This is a genomic window from Micromonospora sp. NPDC049523 (genome assembly GCF_040676775.1).
In the GTDB taxonomy this organism is placed as follows: domain Bacteria; phylum Actinomycetota; class Actinomycetes; order Mycobacteriales; family Micromonosporaceae; genus Micromonospora_G.
Genome location: NZ_JBFAPP010000013.1, coordinates 116287 through 136749, shown reverse-complemented (window position 1 = coordinate 136749; position 20463 = coordinate 116287). Strand labels below are relative to the sequence as shown.

At 72.3% G+C, this 20463-nt stretch carries 14 protein-coding genes and 1 pseudogene; 9 read left to right on the top strand and 6 right to left on the bottom strand.

Going from position 1 to position 20463, the window contains the following annotated elements:
• Positions 1 to 5: 5 nt before the first annotated feature.
• Positions 6 to 1859: a hypothetical protein gene (locus AB0J90_RS21610; protein ID WP_363598453.1), complete on the bottom strand. Its 1854-nt coding sequence runs from the start codon at positions 1857 to 1859 to the stop codon at positions 6 to 8.
• 137 nt (positions 1860 to 1996) lie between these two features.
• On the opposite strand from AB0J90_RS21610, the gene AB0J90_RS21605 reads away from it, so the two are divergent.
• The 3 genes and pseudogenes from AB0J90_RS21605 to AB0J90_RS21595 form a co-directional block, all read left to right on the top strand.
• Entirely contained in the window at positions 1997 to 3412 is a 1416-nt protein-coding gene (locus AB0J90_RS21605) for a PQQ-binding-like beta-propeller repeat protein (RefSeq protein ID WP_363598452.1), read from the top strand.
• 122 nt (positions 3413 to 3534) lie between these two features.
• Positions 3535 to 4221, top strand: coding sequence for a response regulator transcription factor (locus AB0J90_RS21600; RefSeq protein WP_363598450.1), 687 nt, complete (start codon positions 3535 to 3537; stop codon positions 4219 to 4221).
• A gap of 8 nt (positions 4222 to 4229) precedes the next feature.
• Positions 4230 to 5375, top strand: a pseudogene (locus AB0J90_RS21595) (HAMP domain-containing sensor histidine kinase); the annotation flags it as partial.
• Positions 5376 to 5641: 266 nt separating this feature from the next.
• On the opposite strand, the gene AB0J90_RS21590 reads toward AB0J90_RS21595, so the two are convergent.
• Together AB0J90_RS21590 and AB0J90_RS21585 are read right to left on the bottom strand one after the other, a co-directional pair.
• Entirely contained in the window at positions 5642 to 7711 is a 2070-nt protein-coding gene (locus AB0J90_RS21590; protein ID WP_363598448.1) for a 3-hydroxyacyl-CoA dehydrogenase NAD-binding domain-containing protein, read from the bottom strand.
• A complete protein-coding gene (locus tag AB0J90_RS21585) occupies positions 7708 to 8904 on the bottom strand; it encodes an acetyl-CoA C-acyltransferase (RefSeq protein ID WP_363598446.1) in 1197 nt (398 codons plus the stop codon). The genes AB0J90_RS21590 and AB0J90_RS21585 overlap by 4 nt, the downstream gene beginning before the upstream one ends.
• A gap of 161 nt (positions 8905 to 9065) precedes the next feature.
• Between AB0J90_RS21585 and galE the strand changes: the two genes are divergently transcribed.
• On the top strand, positions 9066 to 10067 hold the full coding sequence (gene galE / locus AB0J90_RS21580) for a UDP-glucose 4-epimerase GalE (protein ID WP_363598444.1): 1002 nt from the start codon (positions 9066 to 9068) through the stop codon (positions 10065 to 10067).
• A gap of 60 nt (positions 10068 to 10127) precedes the next feature.
• Here the strand turns inward: galE and AB0J90_RS21575 are convergent, their stop codons facing one another.
• Positions 10128 to 11447: a ribonuclease D gene (locus AB0J90_RS21575; protein ID WP_363598442.1), complete on the bottom strand. Its 1320-nt coding sequence runs from the start codon at positions 11445 to 11447 to the stop codon at positions 10128 to 10130.
• 415 nt (positions 11448 to 11862) lie between these two features.
• On the opposite strand from AB0J90_RS21575, the gene AB0J90_RS21570 reads away from it, so the two are divergent.
• Positions 11863 to 13104, top strand: a complete 1242-nt coding sequence (locus tag AB0J90_RS21570) for a trypsin-like peptidase domain-containing protein (protein ID WP_363598596.1) — start codon at positions 11863 to 11865, stop codon at positions 13102 to 13104.
• Positions 13105 to 13233: 129 nt separating this feature from the next.
• Entirely contained in the window at positions 13234 to 13974 is a 741-nt protein-coding gene (locus AB0J90_RS21565; RefSeq protein WP_363598441.1) for a hypothetical protein, read from the top strand.
• 133 nt (positions 13975 to 14107) lie between these two features.
• Here AB0J90_RS21565 and AB0J90_RS21560 read toward each other — a convergent pair whose 3' ends face one another.
• On the bottom strand, positions 14108 to 14680 hold the full coding sequence (locus tag AB0J90_RS21560; protein WP_363598439.1) for a DUF3000 domain-containing protein: 573 nt from the start codon (positions 14678 to 14680) through the stop codon (positions 14108 to 14110).
• A 117-nt stretch (positions 14681 to 14797) separates the two neighbouring features.
• Here AB0J90_RS21560 and hemE point away from each other — a divergent pair, with 117 nt between their 5' ends.
• The 3 genes from hemE to hemQ are packed head-to-tail and all read left to right on the top strand — an operon-like array spanning position 14798 to position 18091.
• Positions 14798 to 15880 carry a uroporphyrinogen decarboxylase gene (gene hemE / locus AB0J90_RS21555; RefSeq protein ID WP_363598437.1) on the top strand — a complete coding sequence of 361 codons (1083 nt, stop codon included), beginning with the start codon at positions 14798 to 14800 and terminating at the stop codon, positions 15878 to 15880.
• Between the two features lie 19 nt (positions 15881 to 15899).
• Positions 15900 to 17378, top strand: coding sequence for a protoporphyrinogen oxidase (hemG, locus tag AB0J90_RS21550; RefSeq protein WP_363598435.1), 1479 nt, complete (start codon positions 15900 to 15902; stop codon positions 17376 to 17378).
• Entirely contained in the window at positions 17375 to 18091 is a 717-nt protein-coding gene (gene hemQ / locus AB0J90_RS21545) for a hydrogen peroxide-dependent heme synthase (RefSeq protein ID WP_363598433.1), read from the top strand. Before hemG ends, hemQ begins: the two co-directional genes overlap by 4 nt.
• A 55-nt stretch (positions 18092 to 18146) precedes the next feature.
• On the opposite strand, the gene AB0J90_RS21540 is transcribed toward hemQ, so the two are convergent.
• Positions 18147 to 20360 (bottom strand): ricin-type beta-trefoil lectin domain protein, encoded by a 2214-nt coding sequence (locus AB0J90_RS21540; RefSeq protein ID WP_363598431.1) that lies wholly within the window; start codon positions 20358 to 20360, stop codon positions 18147 to 18149.
• Positions 20361 to 20463 lie beyond the last annotated feature (103 nt).

The window sequence follows — 20463 nt, the reverse complement described above, 5'->3', positions numbered from 1 at the left end:
CGGGGTCAGCCGACGAGGGCGCGTACGTCCCAGAGCCAGACGTCGTCGACCCGCTGGGGCGGCCCGATCAGCGCGGTCATCAGGCCGCGTAGCGCCTCCACCTGCGGGTGGTCGCCGAGCACGACCACCGAGGCACGCCAGAACCGCAGGTCCTCGACGGCCCGGGCCCGCTGTTCCGGGGTGATGTCGGGGACCTGGCCGGTGTCGATGGTGACGTACATCAGCATGGCGGTGGGCAGGGTGGTGGCGCCGAAGACGCCCTGACCCTCCGCGTTCGGGCCGATGAAGTAGCCGCCGGGCACCGGGAACGCGTGCTGGGTCAGCGCGCTCCAGCGCAGCGTCGACAGGCCGTGCACGTTGCTGGGCACCGGCACCGGCACCAGGGTACGGTCGGCCGGCACGTACGGCTTCCACTCGTCACTGGTGATGAAGTGCGGTGGCGGGTCGATGTGCATCGCGGGCAGGGGTTTCGGCACCAGCGGCAGCAGCGCGAGCGCGATCGCCGCGTACGCCAGGATCCTGACCCGGCGCCGCTGCGGCCCGTCGCCGGCGGCGGTGGTCGCCACGGTGTCCCAGGCGAGCGCGATCAGCACACCGACCACGGCGGCGACGACCAGGCTCAGCCGGGTCGGCATCATCATCTCGACCAGCGGCAGGTCGTCCGGGATGAAGCTCCACGGGCCCCGGACCTCGGTCTCGACCCCACCGACCCGGACGAACGGCCCGATCGAGGCGACGCCGAAGACCAGCGCCAGTACGGCGGCCGTCCGCGCCGCCAGCGAGGTACGCCAGAGCAGCACGATCACCAGCAGGGCGAGCCCGACCAGCGGCCAGCCGAACCAGGTGTTCTGCTCGGTCATGCCGATGGTCTTCTCCACCGCCTCGGAGCCGGCGATGGTGTCCCGGGAGTAGGTGACGAACGCGGACAGGTCCTCGCCCCAACTGTGGAAGATCCCGCCCTGCAGCCCCCGGTAGGACTGGGGACCGTTGAACTGGTACCAGATCGGGTACCCGGCGAGCAGCAGGGCGAGCGCACCGCCGACGCCGATCGAGAGCAGGAACGGCACCACCTGGGCGCGTACCTCGGACCACCGCTGCACCGCGTACGCGGCCACCACCACCAGCAGGGCGAGTGCCGTGAGCAGCAGCATCTCCTCGTTGATGAAGATCTGGTACGCGACCAGCAGCCCCAGTACCAGCCCGTTGCGCAGCCAGCGGCCGGGCTCACCGAGGCGCAGCACCCGGACCACGATGATCGGCAGCAGGAAGTTCGAGACGAAGTTCGGCTGGCCGTTGGCGTGGTGCACGATGCCCGGCGCGAAGCCGAGGAACGCGCCGCCGACGAACGCCGCCCCGCGCGAGGTCACCAGGTGCCGGGAGAGCATCCAGTACGACGTGCCGGCGGTGGCCGCCAGCGCCCCGCCCAGGTAGAGCGCGTAGGTGACCTGTGGCCCGAACAGCATGGTCAGCGGCGCCAGCGGCAGGCTGATGCCGAGCACCGAGGTGTTCGCCATCATGTTGACCCCGTCCGGGGCGTTCTGCCGGGCCGAGAAGAGCGGGTTCTCCCAGTGCCGGACCGAGTAGGCGCCGTGTGAGAGCAGCCACTCGAACCAGCTGTGGTCGGTCGGCAGGTGCGACGACACCCGGTACTGGATGTCCACCCAGTAGTTGGCGCAGACCACGACCCCGAGCAGGACATATGCCCCGATGGCGAGCACGTCGGCGCGGGCCGGCTTCCGGTACGGTCGGCGTACGCGGGGTTGGTCGGTGGTCGCCCGCGCGGGGGCGTCGTCCGACCCGGTGCGTGCCTCCGACGCGGGATCCGTGTCCGAATTGTTATTTACTACCGGGATTGCCACGACGCGACATCGTACAGGCGGGCGCCGGAGCGACTCGGGCCAGCCGGTTGAGAATGGACTCGCAGGGCCCCGGGCCCGACCGCCGGTAGGACAACCGCTCCGGACGGCAGCGCGAGGTTCGGACGGAGAGGTGGCCGGTGGTCGACATCGAGCTGGGTGAGCGGCTCAGCGAGGAGCCGGTCGAGGAGCGGCCACTGGCCCGCACCTGGCTCGCCAACCGTTGGGCCCGGATCGGCGCCGTGCTGGCGGTGCTGCTCGCCACCATGACCGGGGCCGGGGTCGGGCCGCCCGGACTGTCGGCGGCGACCATTCCCGCCCGGCTGGGCGCGTCGGTGGTGACCGGCACCGACCGGATCTTCGTGATCGACCCCGTCGACCCGTCCGCCGAGGCACGACAGCAGGTAAGCGCCTTCCGGCTGACCGACGGCGCGCTGCTGTGGCAGGTGCGGATGCCGGTGCCGGGCCCGCTGGGCGGGCACACCCTGATCGGTCACACGCTGGTGCTCACCTCGGACTGGGGCTCGGTGGCGCCCCGGCAGACGGTGGGGGTGGACACCGCCACCGGGGCCATCTCCTGGCACCGTACGGCCACCTACGAGACCGCCAGCGCTGGCGGCGACGTCCTGCTCTGGGCACCGGACACCGACGTCGGTGCCGGCGAACCCGGCTGGGACGACTCCCCGAACGGCTGGGGTGTGCTGGCCGCCGGCACCCTGGAGGCGGTGGCACCGGACACCGGCGCGGTGCGCTGGTCGCTCGCCCTGCCCGCCGGGGTCGTACGCGGCTACGCCGGACCGCCCGAGTCCGCCGACACCGGACCCGAGGGGCCCCTGCCGGAGGTGGCGGTGACCCGGGGAACCACCGGCCGGATCGAGGTACGCGACCTCGGCTCCGGCGCGGTGGTCCGGTCGGCCGACCTGCCCCGCCCGCCCGCGCTCGGCAGCGGGCAGTGGCCGCCACAGGTCGTCGGCGACCTGCTGCTGGTCCCCGACGGCCCGCAGAGCCTGACCGCGTACGGGTTGGACACGTTCGACCGGCGGTGGACGGTCGACTGGGACGTCGACCGGGAGCCCTGGCCGCAGCCGTGCGGCCCGGTGCTCTGCACGTTCCGCCCGCAGGGCGGTGTACGGGTGCTCGACCCGGGCACCGGGGTCGTCCGCTGGAGCGATCCCCGCTGGAGCAACCTGCTGCCGGTCGGGCCGTACCTGCTCGCGAGCAGTGAGGCGCGACCGATGGTGGCGGCCGGGCTGAGCGTGCTCGACCCGGCCACCGGTCGGGTGCTCGGCGACCTCGGATCCTGGCAGGTGGTCGGCCGCTCGCCGGGTCACGGGAACGCACCGGGCAGCGGGAAGCCGGCCGACCCGGTCCGGTTGATCGGCGTACGGATCAGGTCGGACGGCCGTACCTGGGTCGCCGACCTCGACCCGGCGTCGGCCTCGACCCGGCCGCTGGCGGTGCTGCCCGACGTCTCCGGTGACTGCCGTGCCACCGACGGGCTGCTGGTCTGCCGCCGGCTCAGCGGCGCGATCGGCATCTGGCGCCTGCCGAACTGATCGGCACCCGGATTCCGGTCGGGTCGACCCGCTTCCGGCCGGGCGGCCTGAGCTGCGGTTTGGTCGGCGCGGCTAGGTTGTTCCTGGACGGGCGGAGGACGGGTCGAGCTGCGGAGGTCGCGATGCGGGTACTGGTGGTGGAGGACGAGCGGAATCTGGCCGACGCGATCGTTCGCGGGCTACGCCGCCGGGGCATGGCGGTCGACGTGGCCTACGACGGCACCGCCGGGCACGAGATGGCGATGGTGACCAGGTACGACGTGGTCGTACTCGACCGGGACCTGCCCGGTGTGCACGGTGACCAGATCTGCGCCGACCTGGTCGAGTCCGGGGCGCTGACCCGGGTGCTCATGCTCACCGCCAGCGGTACGGTCGCCGACCGGGTGGAGGGGCTGCAACTCGGTGCCGACGACTACCTGCCCAAGCCGTTCGCCTTCGACGAACTCGTCGCCCGGGTGCAGGCGCTCGGCCGGCGGGCCACCCCGGCCGCGCCCCCGGTGCTCAGCGTCGCCGACCTGGTCGTCGACCCGGCCCGCCGGGTGGCCACCCGCGCGGGCGCACCGGTCGACCTGACCCGCAAGGAGTTCGGCGTGCTGGAGGAACTGCTGAAGGCCCGGGGCGCGGTGGTGTCGAGCGAGGAACTGCTGGAACGGGTCTGGGACGCCAACACCGACCCGTTCACCACCACCGTCCGGGTCACCGTGATGACGTTGCGTAAGAAGCTCGGTGATCCGCCGCTGATCGAGACCGTGGTCGGCGCCGGTTACCGGGTGCCGGAGCGCTACCTGCCCGAGCAGGTCGGCGCATGACCGTCTACCTGACCCGCCGACGACCCCGGTTGCGGCCCACCCTGCGGCTGCGGCTGACCCTGCTCAACGGCGTACTGCTGGTCGGTGCCGGTGCGATCCTGCTGCTGCTCGCCTGGCTGCTGGTCACCGCCGCGCTGCGGCCCGCCGACGACCTGCTGCCCGGCACCACCGTCGTGCTCGCCGACAACAGCCAGATGGACGCCCAGCAGTGGCAGGAGGAGGTGGCCTCCTCCGCCACCCGGCAACTGCTGGCCAAGGGGTTCGTCGCCCTGCTGGCGATCAGCGTGGTCGGGGTGGCCGGCGCGTACGCGGTGGCCGGTCGGGCGCTGCGCCCACTGCACCAGGTCACCTCCACCGCCCGCCGGCTCGGCGAGGCCACCCTCGACCAGCGGATCCGCTACTCCGGGGCGGACGACGAGGTGGCCGAGCTCGCCGGCACCTTCGACGCCATGCTGGACCGAATCGGCGGCGCGTTCGAGGCACAGAAACGCTTCGTCGCGAACGCCTCGCACGAGTTGCGTACGCCGCTGGCGGTGATGCGTACCGAGATCGACGTGACGATGGCCGACGACGAGGCGGACGTGGCCGAGTACCGCCGGATGGCGACCGTGGTCCGGGACGCCTCCGAACGGGCGAACGGCCTGGTCGACTCGCTGCTGGTGCTGGCACGCAGCGAGGCCCAGTCGGGGCGCCGGCTGAGTCGCAAGGCCCCCACCGACCTGGCCGACGGAGCCGCCGCCGCGCTGTCCGCCATGGGCTCGGAGGTGAAGCGGCTCGGGCTGGACGTGAGCGCGTCGCTGGAGCCGGCACCGGTGGTCGGCGACCCGAGCCTGCTGGAGCGGCTGGCCGGGAACCTGATCGAGAACGCGGTCCGGTACAACCACCTGCACGGCCGGCTCTGGGTGCGTACCAGCTCGGATGCGGCGCAGGTCCGGTTGGTGGTCGGCAACACCGGCTTCGAGGTGGACCAGGCCGACGTGCCGGGCCTGTTCGAGGCGTTCCGCCGGGGTGGCCGGGAACGGACCGGTGCCCGTGGCTCCGGGCTCGGGCTGTCGATCGTCTCCGCGGTCTGCGACGCGCACGGGGGAACGGTGAGCGCGCTGGCGCAGCCCGGTGGCGGGCTGGAGGTCACCGTGACACTGCCGGCCGCCGACGCGACCCCGGTGGTGGCGGCCTCCGCCGTGGTGGTGCCCGCACCGCCGGCCGCGTCACCGGCTCCGGCCCCGAGGACCGTCCCGGCCTCGACAGCGGCTCCGGCGGACGGTGGCACGGCGGACGTGCCGACCCCACCGGTCCGGTAACCGGCGACCCCGGGCCCTGCCGGCCCGGCAAGGACGTCACCCAGCAGTTGCGCGGACCCGTTCGCGGCGGGGGCCGTCCACCGCGCGTGCGGCGAACGGCCCCCGTGGATCAGGAGGGATCAGGCCGGCAGACTGGCCACGCCGTACGGCAAGAAGCGCTGGCCGGTGACCCGCTCGGAGGTGCCGGTCCGGTCCAGGTACGGCGTCACACCGCCCAGGTGGAACGGCCAGCCCGCGCCCAGGATCAGGCACAGGTCGATGTCCGGCGCGGCGGCCACCACGCCCTGGTCCAGCATCAGCCGGATCTCCTGCGCGAGTGCGTCCAGGGCGCGCTGACGTACCTGTTCGGCGTCCAGCGGCTGGTCACCCACCTGGAGCAGGGCCGCGACCTCGGGGTCCACCTCGCCGTCGACCAGCAGCGGACGCCCGGCGTCGGCGATCCGCTTCAGATTCTCGCTCACCCCGAACCGGTCCGGGAAGGCGCCGTGCAGCGTCGCCCCGGTGTGGTACGCCACCGCCGGCCCGACCAGTTGCAGCAGCGCCAGCGGGCGCATCGGCAGCCCGAGCGGGTCCAGCGCGGTGTTCGCCACGTCGAGCGGGGTGCCCGCGTCGACCGCCGCGAAGATCTCCCCGAGGAAGCGGGTGAGCAGCCGGTTGACCACGAAAGCCGGTGCGTCGGAGACCAGTACGCAGGACTTGCGCAGTTCCTTGCCGACCGCGAACGCGGTGGCCAGGGTGGCGTCGTCGGTCCGCTCGCCCCGGATGATCTCCAGCAGCGGGAGGACCGCGACCGGGTTGAAGAAGTGGAAGCCGACCACCCGCTCCGGGTGCTCCAGGTCGGCGGCCATCGCGCCGATCGACAGCGACGAGGTGTTGGTGGCGAGCACCGTCTCGGGCGAGACGATCTTCTCCAGTTCCGCCCAGACCTGCTTCTTCACCCCGAGGTCCTCGAACACCGCCTCGATGACGAAGTCGGCGTCGGCGAACACGGACTTGTCCACCGAGCCGCTGACCAGGCCGCGCAGCTTGGCTGCCGTACCGGCGTCCATCCGGCCCTTGCCGAGCAGCTTCTCGATCTCGCCGTGCACGTAGGCCACGCCCTTGTCGACCCGGTTCTGGTCGAGGTCGGTGAGCACCACCGGCACCTGCAACCGGCGGGCGAACAGCAGCGCGAGCTGCGAGGCCATCAGACCGGCGCCGACGATGCCGACCTTGGTCACCGGGCGGGCCAGCGTCGCCGGAGGAGCACCGACGGGCTTGCGGGCCCGGCGCTGCACCAGGTCGAAGGCGTACAGGCCGCTGCGGAGCTCCTCGCTGAGCACCAGGTCGGCCAGGGCCTCGTCCTCGGCCGCCGTACCGGCCTCGAACGGTGCGTCCTTGGCCAGGCCGAGCAGTTCCAACGCCCGGTACGCCGACGGCACCGCGCCGTGCAGCCGCTCGTCGAGCGTCTGCTTGGCGAAGAACATCACCCCGTCCCACATCTCCCGGTCGACCTCGGGGCGGGTCACCGTGACCGTGCCCCGGACCACGCCGGCCGCCCACTCCAGCGACCGTTCCAGGAAGTCGGCCGGTTCGAGCAGTACGTCGGCGATGCCCATCTCTGCCGCCTGCTTCGGCTTGAGCATCCGGTTCTGCGTCAGCGGGTTCTGGATGATCACCTGGGTGGCCATCGGGATGCCGATCAGGTTCGGCAGGAGCTGGGTTCCGCCCCAGCCGGGCACCAGGCCCAGCGACACCTCGGGTAGCGCCAGCGCGGTCGCGCCGCCGGAGAGCGTCCGGTAGTGGCAGTGCAGGGCCAGTTCCAGGCCACCGCCCATCGCGGCACCGTTGACGAAGGCGAAGGTCGGCACGGCGCTGTCGCGCAGCCGGGCGAAGACCCGGTGGCCGAGCCGGCCGAGTTCGAGCGCCTGCTCCCGGTCGGTGACCAGCGGGATGCCGGTCACGTCGGCGCCGACACAGAAGATGTACGGCTTGCCGGTCACCGCGACCAGCGCCGGCTCGGCGGCCAGCGCGGCGGTGATCGCCTCGTCCAGGCTGGCCAGTCCGGCCGGACCGAGGCTGTTGGGCTTCTTGTGGTCGAAGCCGTTGTCGAGCGTGATCAGCGCGGCCGGCCGGTCCAGCCCGGGTACGTTCACCAGCCGCAGCAGCGCCTTGGTGACAACCTCGTTCGGGTTCTGCAGCTGACTCATGACGCGGCCCCGTTCCAGTGCGGGTTCTCCCAGATGACCGTGCCGCCCATGCCGATGCCGATGCACATGGCGGTGATGCCGTACCGGACCTCGGGCTGCTCGGCGAACTGCCGGGAGAGCTGGGTCATCAGCCGTACGCCGGAGGAGGCGAGCGGGTGGCCGATGGCGATCGCGCCGCCCCACTGGTTGACCCGCGGGTCGTCGTCGGCGATGCCGAAGTGGTCCAGGAAGGTGAGCACCTGGACCGCGAACGCCTCGTTCAGCTCGAACAGGCCGATGTCGTCGATGCTCAGCCCGGCGATCCGCAGCGCCTTCTCGGTGGACGGGATCGGGCCGATCCCCATCACCTCCGGCTCCACCCCGACGAAGCCGTACGACACCAGGCGCATGCCGATCGGCAGGCCGAGTTCGTGGGCGACCTCCTCGGCGGCGAGCAGGCTGGCGGTGGCGCCGTCGTTGAGTCCGGCGGCGTTGCCCGCGGTGACCTTGCCGTGCGGGCGGAACGGGGTCTTCAGCCCGGCCAGCTTCTCCAGCGAGGTGTCGCGGGGCGCCTCGTCCACCGTGGCCAGGCCCCAGCCGGTCTCGGGGTCGCGGATCGCGACGGTCACCAGGTCGTCCTGGAGCTTGCCGTTGGCGTACGCCTTGGCGGTCTTCTGCTGGGAGGCGAGCGCGAAGGCGTCCGAGCGCTCCTTGGTGATGTGCGGGACCCGGTCGTGCAGGTTCTCCGCGGTGGAGCCCATCACCAGGGCGGACGGGTCGACCAGCTTCTCGGCCAGGATGCGTGGGTTGGGGTCGACGCCCTCGCCCATCGGGTGCCGGCCCATGTGCTCGACCCCGCCGGCGATGGCCACGTCGTACGCGCCCATGGCGATGCCGCCGGCCACTGTGGTCACCGCGGTCATCGCCCCGGCGCACATCCGGTCGATGGCGTAGCCGGGCACGGTCTTGGGCAGTCCGGACAGGAGCGCGGCGGTACGGCCGATGGTCAGGCCCTGGTCGCCGATCTGGGTGGTGGCGGCGATGGCCACCTCGTCGACCCGCTCCGGCGGCAGTTGCGGGTTGCGTCGCAGCAGCTCGCGGATGCAACGGATGACCAGGTCGTCGGCGCGGGTGTTGGCGTACATCCCACCCGCCTTGCCGAACGGGGTGCGGACGCCGTCGACGAAGACGACTTCCCTGACTTCTCGGGGCACTTGAGCCTCCTTGGCGGCGGGGCGTGTACCCCGGATGCTACTCGCCGGTAACTAGAGCTGTCAGTGCGCCGTCTGTGGTCCGGGCCACACCACGTCCGCCCGGCCCGCAGGCGCGGTCCGGTAGGTTGATCGGGACCGGGCGGGGCGACACGGAGGCGGCGTTGAAGGTACTGGTAGCGGGCGGTGCGGGCTTCATCGGCAGCACGGTGGTGTCAGCCTGCCTCGACGACGGCCTGGTGCCGGTGATCCTGGACAACCTCAACACCGGCCGGCGGGAGTTCACCCGGGACCGGATCTTCTACCAGGGCGACATCGCCGACGGAGCGCTGATCGACCGGATCTTCGCCGAGCACCCGGACATCACCGCCGTGGTGCACGCCGCCGCGCTGATCGTGGTGCCCGAATCGGTCGCCCAGCCGCTGCGTTACTACCGGGAGAACGTCGGCAAGTCGGTCGACTTCCTCGACCACCTGCTGCGCAACGGCTGCCAGCGGGTCCTGTTCAGCTCCTCGGCCGCGATCTACCGCCCCGGCGAGGACTTCTCGGTGGACGAGAACTCGGACCTGGAACCGACCAGCCCGTACGGGCGGACCAAGGCGATGCTGGAGACGATCCTCGCCGACACCGCCGCCGCCACCGAACTGCGGGCACTCTCGCTGCGCTACTTCAACCCGATCGGCGCCGACCCGACCATGCGTACGGGGTTGCAGCTGCGCCGGCCCAGCCACGCGCTCGGCATGATGATCAGCGCGCTGGAGAACGACAACGAGTTCCTGGTCACCGGCGTCGACTGGCCCACCCGTGACGGCTCCGGGATCCGCGACTACATCCACGTCTGGGACCTGGCCCGGGCGCACGTACAGGCGCTGCGCCGGTTCGACGACATCCTGCCGGTCGGTGCGCGGCGGTCGTACGAGGTGATCAACCTCGGTACCGGCAACGGCACCACGGTCAAGGAGTTCGTCGCCGCGTTCAACGCGGTCAGCGACCGCCCCCTGCGGGTACGCGAAACGGGTCCCCGCCCCGGCGACTCGGCCGGCTCCTACACCCGTACCGGTCGGGCCCGGCAGTTGCTGGACTGGAAGGCGGAACTGACCCTGGAGGACGGGATCCGGCACTCCCTGGCCTGGGCGGCGCGGCGCGACACCGTACTCGGAGACTGAGGTCGCCGGGAGACAGAGTGCCGCCACCGCCCCGGCGTACGTGGGGCGGTGGCGGTGTGCTCAGGCCGGTTCGGGCAGGGCCCGGGTCAGTTCTTCCCCGATCAGGGTGACCTGCCAGTTGCGGGCGCCGTAGCCGCGCAGCGTCTCGACCACCGTCGCCTCGTCGATCTCGTCGGGCGGCGTCCAGGCCAGCCGGCGGACCGAGTCCGGTGTGATCAGGTTCTCCGGCGGCAGGTTGTGCTCCGCCGCAATCCGGGTCACCACCTCACGGCAGCGGGCCAGCCGGGCCGCCGCCGTCGGGTCGCGCTCGGCCCACCGGTGCGGTGGTGGCGGCCCGTCCACCGACGGGCTGACCGGCAGCGCGTCGTCGGGCAGCGCCCGAGCCTCGGACAGCGCCTCCAGCCAGGTCCGGGCGAGCCGGCGGACCGAACGGCCACCGAAGCCGGGCAGCATCAGCAGCGTCCGCTCGTCCTTCGGGTCCATCTCGGCGGCGGCGATGATCGCGGCGTCCGGCAGGACCCGACCCGGTGCCGAGTCGCGCCGGGAGGCGATGGCGTCGCGGGCGTACCACATCGACCGGACCCGGGCCTGGGCGCGCGCGCCCCGGACCCGGTGGATGCCGGAGGTACGACGCCACGGGTCGGGTCGCTGCCGCAGCGGCTGCGCCCCCCACAGCACCAGTGCGGCGAACTCCTCCGCCGCCCAGTCCTGCTTGCCCTGCTGCTCGAGTTCGAGGGCGAGACGGTCGCGCAGGTCGGTGAGGAGTTCCACGTCCAGCGCGGCGTAGGTCAGCCAGGAGTCCGGCAGCGGTCGGCTCGACCAGTCGGCGGCCGAATGGTGTTTCTCCAGGGTGTAACCGAGCAACTGCTCGGTCAGCGCGGCCAGGCCGACGCGTTCGAAACCGGCCAGCCGGGCGGCCAACTCGGTGTCGAACAGCCGGCGCGGTCGCAGCCCCAGGTCGGCCAGGCAGGGCAGGTCCTGACTGGCGGCGTGGAGCACCCATTCGGTGTCGGCGAGTGCCTCGTCGAGGGTGCGCAGGTCGCCGAGGGGCAGCGGGTCGATCAGCACGGTGCCAGCGCCGGCCCGGCGCAACTGCACCAGGTAGGCGCGCTGGCTGTAGCGGTAGCCGGAGGCGCGCTCGGCGTCGACGGCAACCGGGCCGGTGCCGGCGGCGAAGCGGGCGACGACGTCGGCGAGGGCGGCAGGGGTTGCCACCGGCTCCGGTGTGCCGTCGCGGGGGGCGAGGAGCGGAACGGGCCCGCCAGGCGTTGGGTCGGGCCCCACGGTCTCGGGTTCCGGCGCGGACGCCGGCAGGCTGTGCGGCTCGTTCCCTGCTTGGCTTTGCGCGGCCCGACGGCGCAGGGGTGGTTCGTCGGTCACCTGACAACCCTAGTGGTCGCCCGCATCCGCCATAGGCAGCCGGGCCGGCGCGGCGGTTTGTCCGCCCGGTCGGTGCGTACATTTGTCGGATTGGACGAGTCAGACATCGGGGAAGACAAAGCTCAGCACGGCCGGTACGGTCCCTCCTTGCCGCAGATTCCCGGGCTGGTCGCCCGACGGTACGACTGTGGCACGAACGTCTACGGGAGGACGTCGATTCATGACCTCTGGCTATGACCCGCACCCCGCGTCCGGCCCCGAGCCGTACCCCGGCGCACCGGTGCCCGGTCAGCGGCAGCCGACCGAGGACGGACCGAACCGGACCGCGGCCGGCCCGGGACAGTGGTCCGGTGTGCCGGGATCGCCGCAGGTGGAGCCGGTAGCCGAGGCCAGGCCGGGTCCGCTGCCACCGCGGATGGAGCCGCCCCGGACCGACCCTGCCGCGCCGATCCTCCCGCCGCCGGCATCGGTCGACGGCTACGGCCCGGCAGCGGCACCGGTTTACGGCCCGGCGTCCGGCCCCGTCCCCGCCCCGGCTCACGGTCCGGTGTCCACGCCGGCTCAGGGCTCGGCGCCGGAGCCCGGTCACGGTCCGGCGTCGGCTCCAGCTCACGGATTGGCGTCAGGGTTCGGTTACGGTCCGGCATCGGTTTCCGTACCCGGCTACGGGCCGGCTTCGGCGGCTCCCGCACCGGGCTACGGGCCGGTGTCGTCGGCTCCCGTGTCGGACTACGGGCCGGTGTCGTCGCCTTCCGCACCGGGCTACGGGCCGGTGTCCGCGCAGGCGGCCTACGGCCCGGCGGCGGGCACCGGTTACGGGCCGCCCGGCCAGCCTTCCTTCCCGGTCGGGGCCGGGCAACCGGTGCCGAGGGTCCGGCGTCGGCTTGCCTGGCCCGGCGTGACCGCGCTGCTGCTGGTCCTCGCGCTGGCCGGGGCGGTGGGATTCCAGGCGTACCAGATCGACCGGCTCACCGGCCGGCTCGCCGACACCGACCGGCGGTTGGCCGAGGCGCAGCGGGCCGACGGCGCACGGCTGGACGGCATCGAGGGACAGACCCGGGACCTGGAGGACCGGGCCGGTCAGGTGTTCAATCCCGAGGCCATCTCCAGTGCGGTACTGCCCAGCGTCTTCCGGGTCCGGGCCGGGCAGTTCACCGGCACCGCTTTCGCCGTCGGCAAGCCGACCGCGAACGGCGGCACCAACCTCTTCACCAACTTCCACGTGGTCGAGGAACTCTGGGACGGCGGCGGCAGGCAGGTCTTCCTGGAGCGTACGGACCAGCGCTTCCCGGCCACCATCGTGAAGGTCGACAAGGCCAACGACGTCGCGCAGCTCAGTACGGACGGCAAGTTCACCGGCCTGGTCGCCGCCCCCGAGGTGGTGAAGTCCGGCCAGCAGATCGTGGTGGTGGGTGCGCCGCTCGGCCTGGAGGACAGCGTGACCACCGGTGTGGTCAGCGCCTTCCGCGACAACGAGGACGGCCCCGGCAAGGTGATCCAGTTCGATGCGCCGATCAACCCGGGCAACTCGGGTGGCCCGGTGATCAACGGGGCGAAGCAGGTCGTCGGCATCGCCACGGCCAAGGCGCGCGACGCCGAGGGAATCGGTCTGGCCGTACCCATCAAGACCGCCTGCGACGGCTTCAAGATCTGCTGAGGTCGGCCGGACAGCCCGCACCGGGTCAACCCATCGGTCGCAATCACCGGCGTGGGCCGTTCGCGCCCCACCGTCACATCCGGTCCGACCGGATAATCCAGCGCTCAGCCATAGCCACGGAGGAAGCCCATGTCCCAGCCCCTGAACGGTCCCGACGACGCGCCACTGGTCGATCCGACCACCCCGCTGCCGCCGGTGACCGGGTCGGGCGCTGCTCCCGCACCGGCCGGGCCGACCGGTCCGGGGCAGCCCACGGTGGCCTTCCCGCCCGTCCCGCCCGCCCCGGCCGGGCCGGGCGTGCCGCCGCCGTACCAGGCGCCGGTTTCCGGGGTTCCGGCGTCGGGAGTGCCGGTCGGTGGCCCACAGCCGTATCCGGGGGTGCCGATGTCGGGCGCACCGTACGGGCCGCCGATGTCCGCGCCGCCGGGATCCGGCCTGCCGTACGGGACTCCGCCGCCGGCCGGTGGCAAGCGCCGTACGGTGCTGGTGCTGTCGATCGTCGTCGCGTTGCTCTTCGCCGTCGGCGCGGTGATGACCGGGCTCTTCGTGACCAGGTCCAACGAGCTGACCCGGACCGAGCGGGAACTCACCGGCCAGGTTGCCGACCGGGACACCCGACTGGCCGCGAACGCACGCGACATCGAGCGGCTCAACCGGGCGCTGGAGGCTGCCAACGACCGGATCAAGGTGGTGGAGCAGGACCTGACCGGGACCAAGAACGACCGGGACGAGCAGGCCCGGCAGAAGGCGGTCATCGCCAACTGCCTCGACCTGGTCGGCAAGGCGATGACGGCCAGCAGCGAGTCCGCGTTCAAGAAGGCGCTGGAGGAGGCGGACAAGGTCTGCGCGGAGGCCGACGGCTACCTCTGACGGTTGCGCGAGTTCCGGCTCGATCGGAATCACCCGCGGCCGGCCGCGAGCGGTGGGTGACCGGTGACTACGGCCGGTGGACGAACGACCGGTGACGGACGGCCGGCGACCGGTGGTCCCCCTGATGCGGGGGTCAGGCGGCGCCGGCCGGGCGGCGGTCCGACAGCGCGGTGACGCCGGGCGGGGGGAGCCCGGCGGTCGAGGCCAGCAGGGTGCACCAGGCCAGCAGGTGGGCGTGCAGGTCGGCGCCGAGCGGGGTCCAGGAGGCCCGGATCTCGATGTCACCGGCGGCGGGTGGCCCGGCCAGGTCGCCGAACCTGGTGGACATGGTCTGGGTCACGGTGCCACCGAGGGCCCGGTAGTCGGCTCCCTGCGCGTCGAGCGAGTCGGTGAGCCAGGTCCAGCCGACCGAGGGCAGCAGCGGGTCGGCCGCGAGGTCGATCTCCAGCTCCGCGGTCACATACGTGACCAGGCGTAGTGTTCCTTCCCACGCCTCGTGACCGGCGGGGTCGTGCAGCAGGATCAGCCGGCCGGTGGCCACCTCGTCGCCGTCGCGCAGCACGGTGGCGCTCAGCGCGAAGGCGTACGGGGCGAGTCGTTGGGGGGCGCCCACCTCTTCGAGCAGGATCTCGTCCCGGGGGGCGGCCGCGCGCAAGCCGGCCACCGCGGAGGTGAACGTCTCGGGAAGCACGATCGGGGCGGCCATGTTCGCAGCCTAAGCCGACCGGTGTCGTGGTGGGGGATCGCCGCGCCGTCCGCGTTCGTGCTCACAATCGGCCCGGCCCCCTCCGCTGCCCCGGGTGGGCGTGGCACGATTGCGCCGATGACCACCACGACTGCCGGAAACGTGAGCCGGAGCGGGGATCCCGCCCAGGCCGGCCCCGCCGACTCTCCGTTCGTCCGTGCCTGCCGGCGGCTGCCGGTACCGCACACCCCGGTCTGGTTCATGCGCCAGGCCGGCCGCTCGCTGCCGGAGTACCGCGACCTGCGGGCCGGCGTGGCGATGCTGGAGTCGTGCCGGCGGCCGGAACTGGTGCGCGAGATCACCCTGCAACCGGTACGCCGGCACGGGGTGGACGCGGCGATCCTGTTCAGCGACATCGTGGTCCCGGTCGCCGCGGCCGGGGTCGATCTGGAGATCGTTCCGGGCACCGGCCCGGTGGTGGCCGAGCCGGTGCGCGACGCCGCCGACGTGTCACGGATCCGGCCGATCGGGCCCGACGATCTCTCCTTTGTGGACGAGGCGGTCCGGCTGCTCGTCGCCGACCTGGGTGACACGCCGTTGATCGGGTTCGCCGGGGCACCGTTCACCCTCGCCAGCTACCTGGTGGAGGGGGGCCCGTCGCGCAACCACGTCAAGACCAAGGCCCTGATGTACGGCGCACCCGAGGTCTGGCACGCGCTCTGCGACCGGCTGGCCGAGATCACCGGGGAGTTCCTCCGGGTTCAGGTGGACGCGGGTGCCTCCGCGGTCCAGCTCTTCGACTCCTGGGCCGGTGCGCTCTCCGAGGCCGACTACCGGCGGTTCGTGCTGCCGCACTCGGCCCGGGTGCTGGCCGGTCTGGCCGACGCGGGGGTGCCCCGGATCCACTTCGGGGTCGGCACCGCCGAGCTGCTCGGGGCGATGGGGGAGGCCGGGGCGGACGTGGTCGGGGTCGACTGGCGTACGCCGCTGGACGCCGCAACCGTACGGATCGGGCCGGACAAGGCGGTTCAGGGCAACCTGGACCCGTGTGTGCTCTTCGCTCCGTGGTCGGTGATCGAGACCGAGGTGCGGCGGATCCTGGCCGAGGGGGAGTCGACGCCGGGACACGTGTTCAACCTCGGTCACGGCGTACTGCCGGAGACCGATCCGGACGTACTCACCCGGGTGGTCGCGTTGGTGCACGAGGCCTCCGCCCGCTGATCATGAAAGCTAGCTGATCATGGAAACCGGAACGCGCGGCGACGCCGGGGATCAACCGGTGCGGATCGCGGTGGTCGGCGGCGGCATCACCGGCCTCGCCGCCGCGTTGCGACTGCGCGACCGGGCACCGGCCGGCACCACCATCACCGTGTACGAGCAGTCCGGCTCACTCGGAGGCAAGCTGCGCACCGGCACCCTTGCCGGCGCACCCTTCGAACTCGGCGCCGAGGCGTTCCTGACCCGCGACCCCGCCGGTGGTGAGTCCGCCGCGATCGCCCTGGCCCGCCGGCTGGGGCTGGGCGAGGACCTGGTGCACCCGGCGACCGGGCAGGCGGCGATCGCGCTCGGCGGCCGGCTGCTGCCCGTACCCGGCGGCACGCTGGTCGGCGTACCCGGAGATCTGGAGAAGGTGGCCGCGCTGGCGCAGCCGGCGGCGGACCGGGACACCGACGCCGGCCGCCCGCTGCTCGGCCCGGACGAGGACGTCGCCGTCGGCGAACTGGTCCGGCGTCGGCTCGGCGACGAGGTGGTCGACCGGCTGGTCGACCCGATGCTCGGCGGCGTCTACGCCGGCCGGGCGGACAACCTCTCGCTGGCCACCACCATGCCCGCGCTGGCCCGCACCGCCCGACTGGAGAACACCCTCGCCGGTGCGGTCCGGGCGGCCCAGGCCGCCGCGCCCCGCGCACCCGGCCGGCCGATCTTCGCCACCGTCGAAGGCGGGCTGAGCCGACTGGTCACCGCCGCCGCCGAGCAACTGGTGGCACCCGCCGGGACCGGCGGCGGCACGGCCGTCGGCGGGGTGCAGATCCGGCTCGGCGCGGCCGTACGCGAACTGACCCGCACCCCGACCGGCTGGCGGCTGGTGATCGGGCCCACCCGTGACCCGGAACTGGTCGAGGCCGACGCGGTGATCCTGGCCCTGCCGGCGCGTCCGGCCGCCCGGCTGCTCGCCGGGGTCGACGTCGGCGTCGGTGCGCTGGTCGGCCGGCTCGACTACGCGAGTGTCGCGCTGGTCACCCTGGTCGTGCCGGCGGCGACCCTGCCGGACCTCTCCGGCTTCCTGGTGCCGGCGACCGAGGGCACGCTGATCAAGGCGGCCACCTTCTTCAGCACCAAGTGGGCGCACCAGCGCCGGTCGGACGGGCTGGCGCTGCTGCGCACCTCGGTCGGCCGGTACGGCGAGGAGCACCTGCTGCAACGCGACGACACCGAACTGACCGCCGCCGTACACCGGGAACTGGGACAACTGCTGCCCGGTGGCGTACTGCCGGAGCCGGTGGCGAGCCACGTGCAGCGGTGGGGCGGGGCGCTGCCGCAGTACCAGCCGGGACACCTCGACCGGGTCGCGGCGGCCCGGAACACCCTGCGGGCGAGCCACCCGACGCTGGCACTGGCCGGCGCCGGCTACGACGGGGTCGGCGTGCCGATCTGCGTACGCTCCGGCGAGACGGCCGCGGAAGAGATCGTCAAGGCGTTGGGAGGAGCCACGGGATGAGTACGGAACCTGGTGCGGAACAGAGCAACGCGGCCCGGCTGCGGGAGCTGAACGACACCGTTCGTTACACCATGTGGTCGGTTTTCCGGGCCACCGGCCCGTTGCCGGCCGACCGGGACCAGTTCGTCGCCGAGGTCGAGGCGCTCTTCGCCGACCTGGCGAGCAAGGACGTGGTGATCCGGGGCAGCTACGACGTCTCGGCGTTGCGGGCCGACGCGGACGTGCTGATCTGGTGGCACGCGAGCACCCCGGACGCGCTCCAGGAGGCGTACGGGCTGTTCCGGCGTACGGCACTGGGCCGGCAACTGGCACCGGTCTGGTCGCAGATGGCGCTGCACCGCCCGGCCGAGTTCAACAAGAGCCACGTGCCCGCGTTCCTGGCCGGTGAGCCGGCCCGCGACTACATCTGCGTCTACCCGTTCGTGCGCTCGTACGAGTGGTACCTGCTGCCCGACGCCGAGCGCCGGGAGATGCTCGCCGAGCACGGCCGGATGGCCCGGGGTTACCCCGACGTACGGGCCAACACGGTCGCCTCGTTCGCGCTCGGCGACTACGAGTGGATGCTCGCCTTCGAGGCCGACGAACTGCACCGGATCGTCGACCTGATGCGTGACCTGCGCGCCTCCAGCGCCCGCCGGCACGTACGCGAGGAGGTGCCGTTCTACACCGGGCGCCGTCGCTCGGTCAGCGAACTGGTCGCCAGCCTGCCGTGAAACGCGGGACGGGGGCCGGGCGTCGTCTGCCCGGCCCCCGTCCCGCCACCCCGGATCAGGGATAGTTGACCAGGGTCGAGACGGTGGTGGTCGAGTTCGCCGGACCACCGGCGTTGTTGATGATGTTCCGGATGCTGCCGGTGCCACCGCCGAGCGAAACCGTGACCATGTTGTGGAACCGGACCCCGGCCTTGTTCGGCACCTCGAACGAGTGCCCCAGCACCACACTCGGGTTCGCGTTGAAGAAGCAGTAGCTGCCCAGCCCCCACGCCTCGTGGGTGTTGACCGAGTCGGCCACCTTGTACGCCGCGTACCCCTGTTGCGAGCCGTTCTGCCAGCTCGCCTGGTTCGGCACGTCGTACGGGATCTCGTTCTGGTAGAAGTACGTCCTGCCCCGTTCGCCGTTCCAGATGGTCTGGTACTTCTGGTAGTGCTCGACGAAGAGTCCGTACATGGTGACGTCGGCACCGTTGACGATCAGGCCGGTGTCGGCGGTGTTGACGTTCCAGCCGACGCCGTACGTGTGGTCCCCGCGCCAGATCCACAGGTGGTCGCCGATCACGTTCGAGCTGTTCACCCGCAGGCTCACGGTGGCCTTGCCGACCGCGGCGCCGCCGACCCGGAAGTAGAGGTCGTGCAGCGAGGTGGGGTTGGCCGAGTGGTTGGCCGACGAGCCGGTCGGGCCGACCTCCATCAGCACCGGGGAGTTGGTCGGGCCGGCGTCGAAGAGCAGCCCGGCGACCTTCACCCCGTCGACGTCGGCGACGCTCATCGCGACCACGCCGTTGTCCGGCATCAGCGTGGCCAGGCCGAGGCCGAGCACCACCGTGTCCGGTCGGGTCACCCGCAGGGTGTCGTTCAGGTGGTAGATCCCCGGCGTGAACAGCAGGTGCCTGCCCTGGGCCAGGGCCGCGTTGATGGTGGCGGCGGTCGCGCCGGGCTTCACCACGAAGAACTGGCTGATCGGCAGGGACGACCCGGCCGGGTTTCCGGACGCCCAGCTCGTCCCGGTCGTGTTGGACCGCACCGCGGGCACGAACACCTGGTAGTTGCCGGCCTGGTCGACGTAGAGGAACGGCTTCTCGCGGACCACCGGGGTCTGCCCGACGGTGGTGTAGGGCGGGTTGGGGAAGCTGTTGGCCGGCGCGTTGACCGCGCCGACGAAGACCATGTTCCAGTTCGAGCCGGTCCAGCTACCCCACTGGGTGTTGCGGGAGAGCCACTGCTGCTGCGAGCCGGAACGGACCTGGCCGTCCACCCGGGTGTCGGCGAGCAGGCCGCCGCTGGACCAGCCGCCGTCGTCGAGCTGGAGATTTCCGCGTACGTGCATCCGGCGGTACGCCGCGGCCTGGGAAACCGCCCACCGGTCGGTGCCGGAGGTCGGGTTCACCGACAGGTTCTCCGCGCCGCGCCAGAAGTTGTGCGTGGCGTTGCCCTGGAACCAGTCCGCCTCGACGTGCACCCCACCGTTGATCGTGACGCTGTCGGGCAGGTAACCGAGCCCGGCGACCTGGGTGTAGAAACCGACGTTGACGTCGACGTTGTACGTGCCGGGCTTGAACAGCAGCGCGTACCGGTTGTTGCCGAACTGGTTGCTCTCCTGCTGGCTGAACACGGTGTTCAGGCGGCTCTGGATGGTCGCGCTGGACATCGACGGGTCGAAGACGGAGACGTTCGGCCCCAGGTCCACGTTGCCTCCCGGTGGGGGTGTCGGTGCCGTCGGCGTCGGCGTCGGGTTGCCGCCGCCGGTCGGCAGGACCCATTGTTGGTTGGGTCCACCGAAACACTCCCAGATCTGCAGCGGCGTGCCGTCGGCGGAGGAGGGGCCGGTGGCGTCGAGGCACTTGTTCGCCTGCGGGTTGCGCAGCAGCCCGGCGCTGGCGGTCCACTGTTGGGCGCCGCTGCCGTTGCAGTCCCAGATCTGCACCCTGGCCCCGTTGGCGGTGGATCCGCTGGCCACGTCGAGGCACTTGCCCAGCGACCGGATGGTGCCGTCGTCGCCGACGATCCACTGTTGCGCGTTGCTGCCGTTACAGGTGTAGAGCTGCACCTGGGTGCCGTTGGCGTTGCTGGCGGCGGCGACGTCGACGCACTTGCCGCCGTACCCGGTGATCGCGCCGGTGGTCGCGGCCAGGGCGTTGGTGGCACCCACCACGCCCACCGCGCCCGCGGCGAGCCCGACCGCGACGGTGGCGAGTACGGCGACGATGCGGGGCCGGACGCGGCCCCTGGTCCTACGGCTGGGGGTCATGGCGCTGCTGGGGGTCATGGCGCTTCCTTACTCGCCGGGTGACGGCAGGACAGTGACTGACGTCGATCAGTTCACAAACTTTACAGATTGGCGGAAGGCTATTCCCGGCCAGGGGGGAAGT

Bases quoted from the DNA above. Each gene is read 5' to 3' on its own strand.
- AB0J90_RS21600 (WP_363598450.1), top strand. From the start codon at position 3,535: ATGCGGGTACTGGTGGTGGAGGACGAGCGGAATCTGGCCGACGCGATC.
- AB0J90_RS21590 (WP_363598448.1), bottom strand. From the start codon at position 7,711: ATGAGTCAGCTGCAGAACCCGAACGAGGTTGTCACCAAGGCGCTGCTG.
- AB0J90_RS21570 (WP_363598596.1), top strand. From the start codon at position 11,863: ATGGAGCCGCCCCGGACCGACCCTGCCGCGCCGATCCTCCCGCCGCCG.
- AB0J90_RS21565 (WP_363598441.1), top strand. From the start codon at position 13,234: ATGTCCCAGCCCCTGAACGGTCCCGACGACGCGCCACTGGTCGATCCG.
- AB0J90_RS21560 (WP_363598439.1), bottom strand. From the start codon at position 14,680: ATGGCCGCCCCGATCGTGCTTCCCGAGACGTTCACCTCCGCGGTGGCC.
- hemE (WP_363598437.1), top strand. From the start codon at position 14,798: ATGACCACCACGACTGCCGGAAACGTGAGCCGGAGCGGGGATCCCGCC.
- hemG (WP_363598435.1), top strand. From the start codon at position 15,900: ATGGAAACCGGAACGCGCGGCGACGCCGGGGATCAACCGGTGCGGATC.
- hemQ (WP_363598433.1), top strand. From the start codon at position 17,375: ATGAGTACGGAACCTGGTGCGGAACAGAGCAACGCGGCCCGGCTGCGG.
- AB0J90_RS21540 (WP_363598431.1), bottom strand. From the start codon at position 20,360: ATGACCCCCAGCAGCGCCATGACCCCCAGCCGTAGGACCAGGGGCCGC.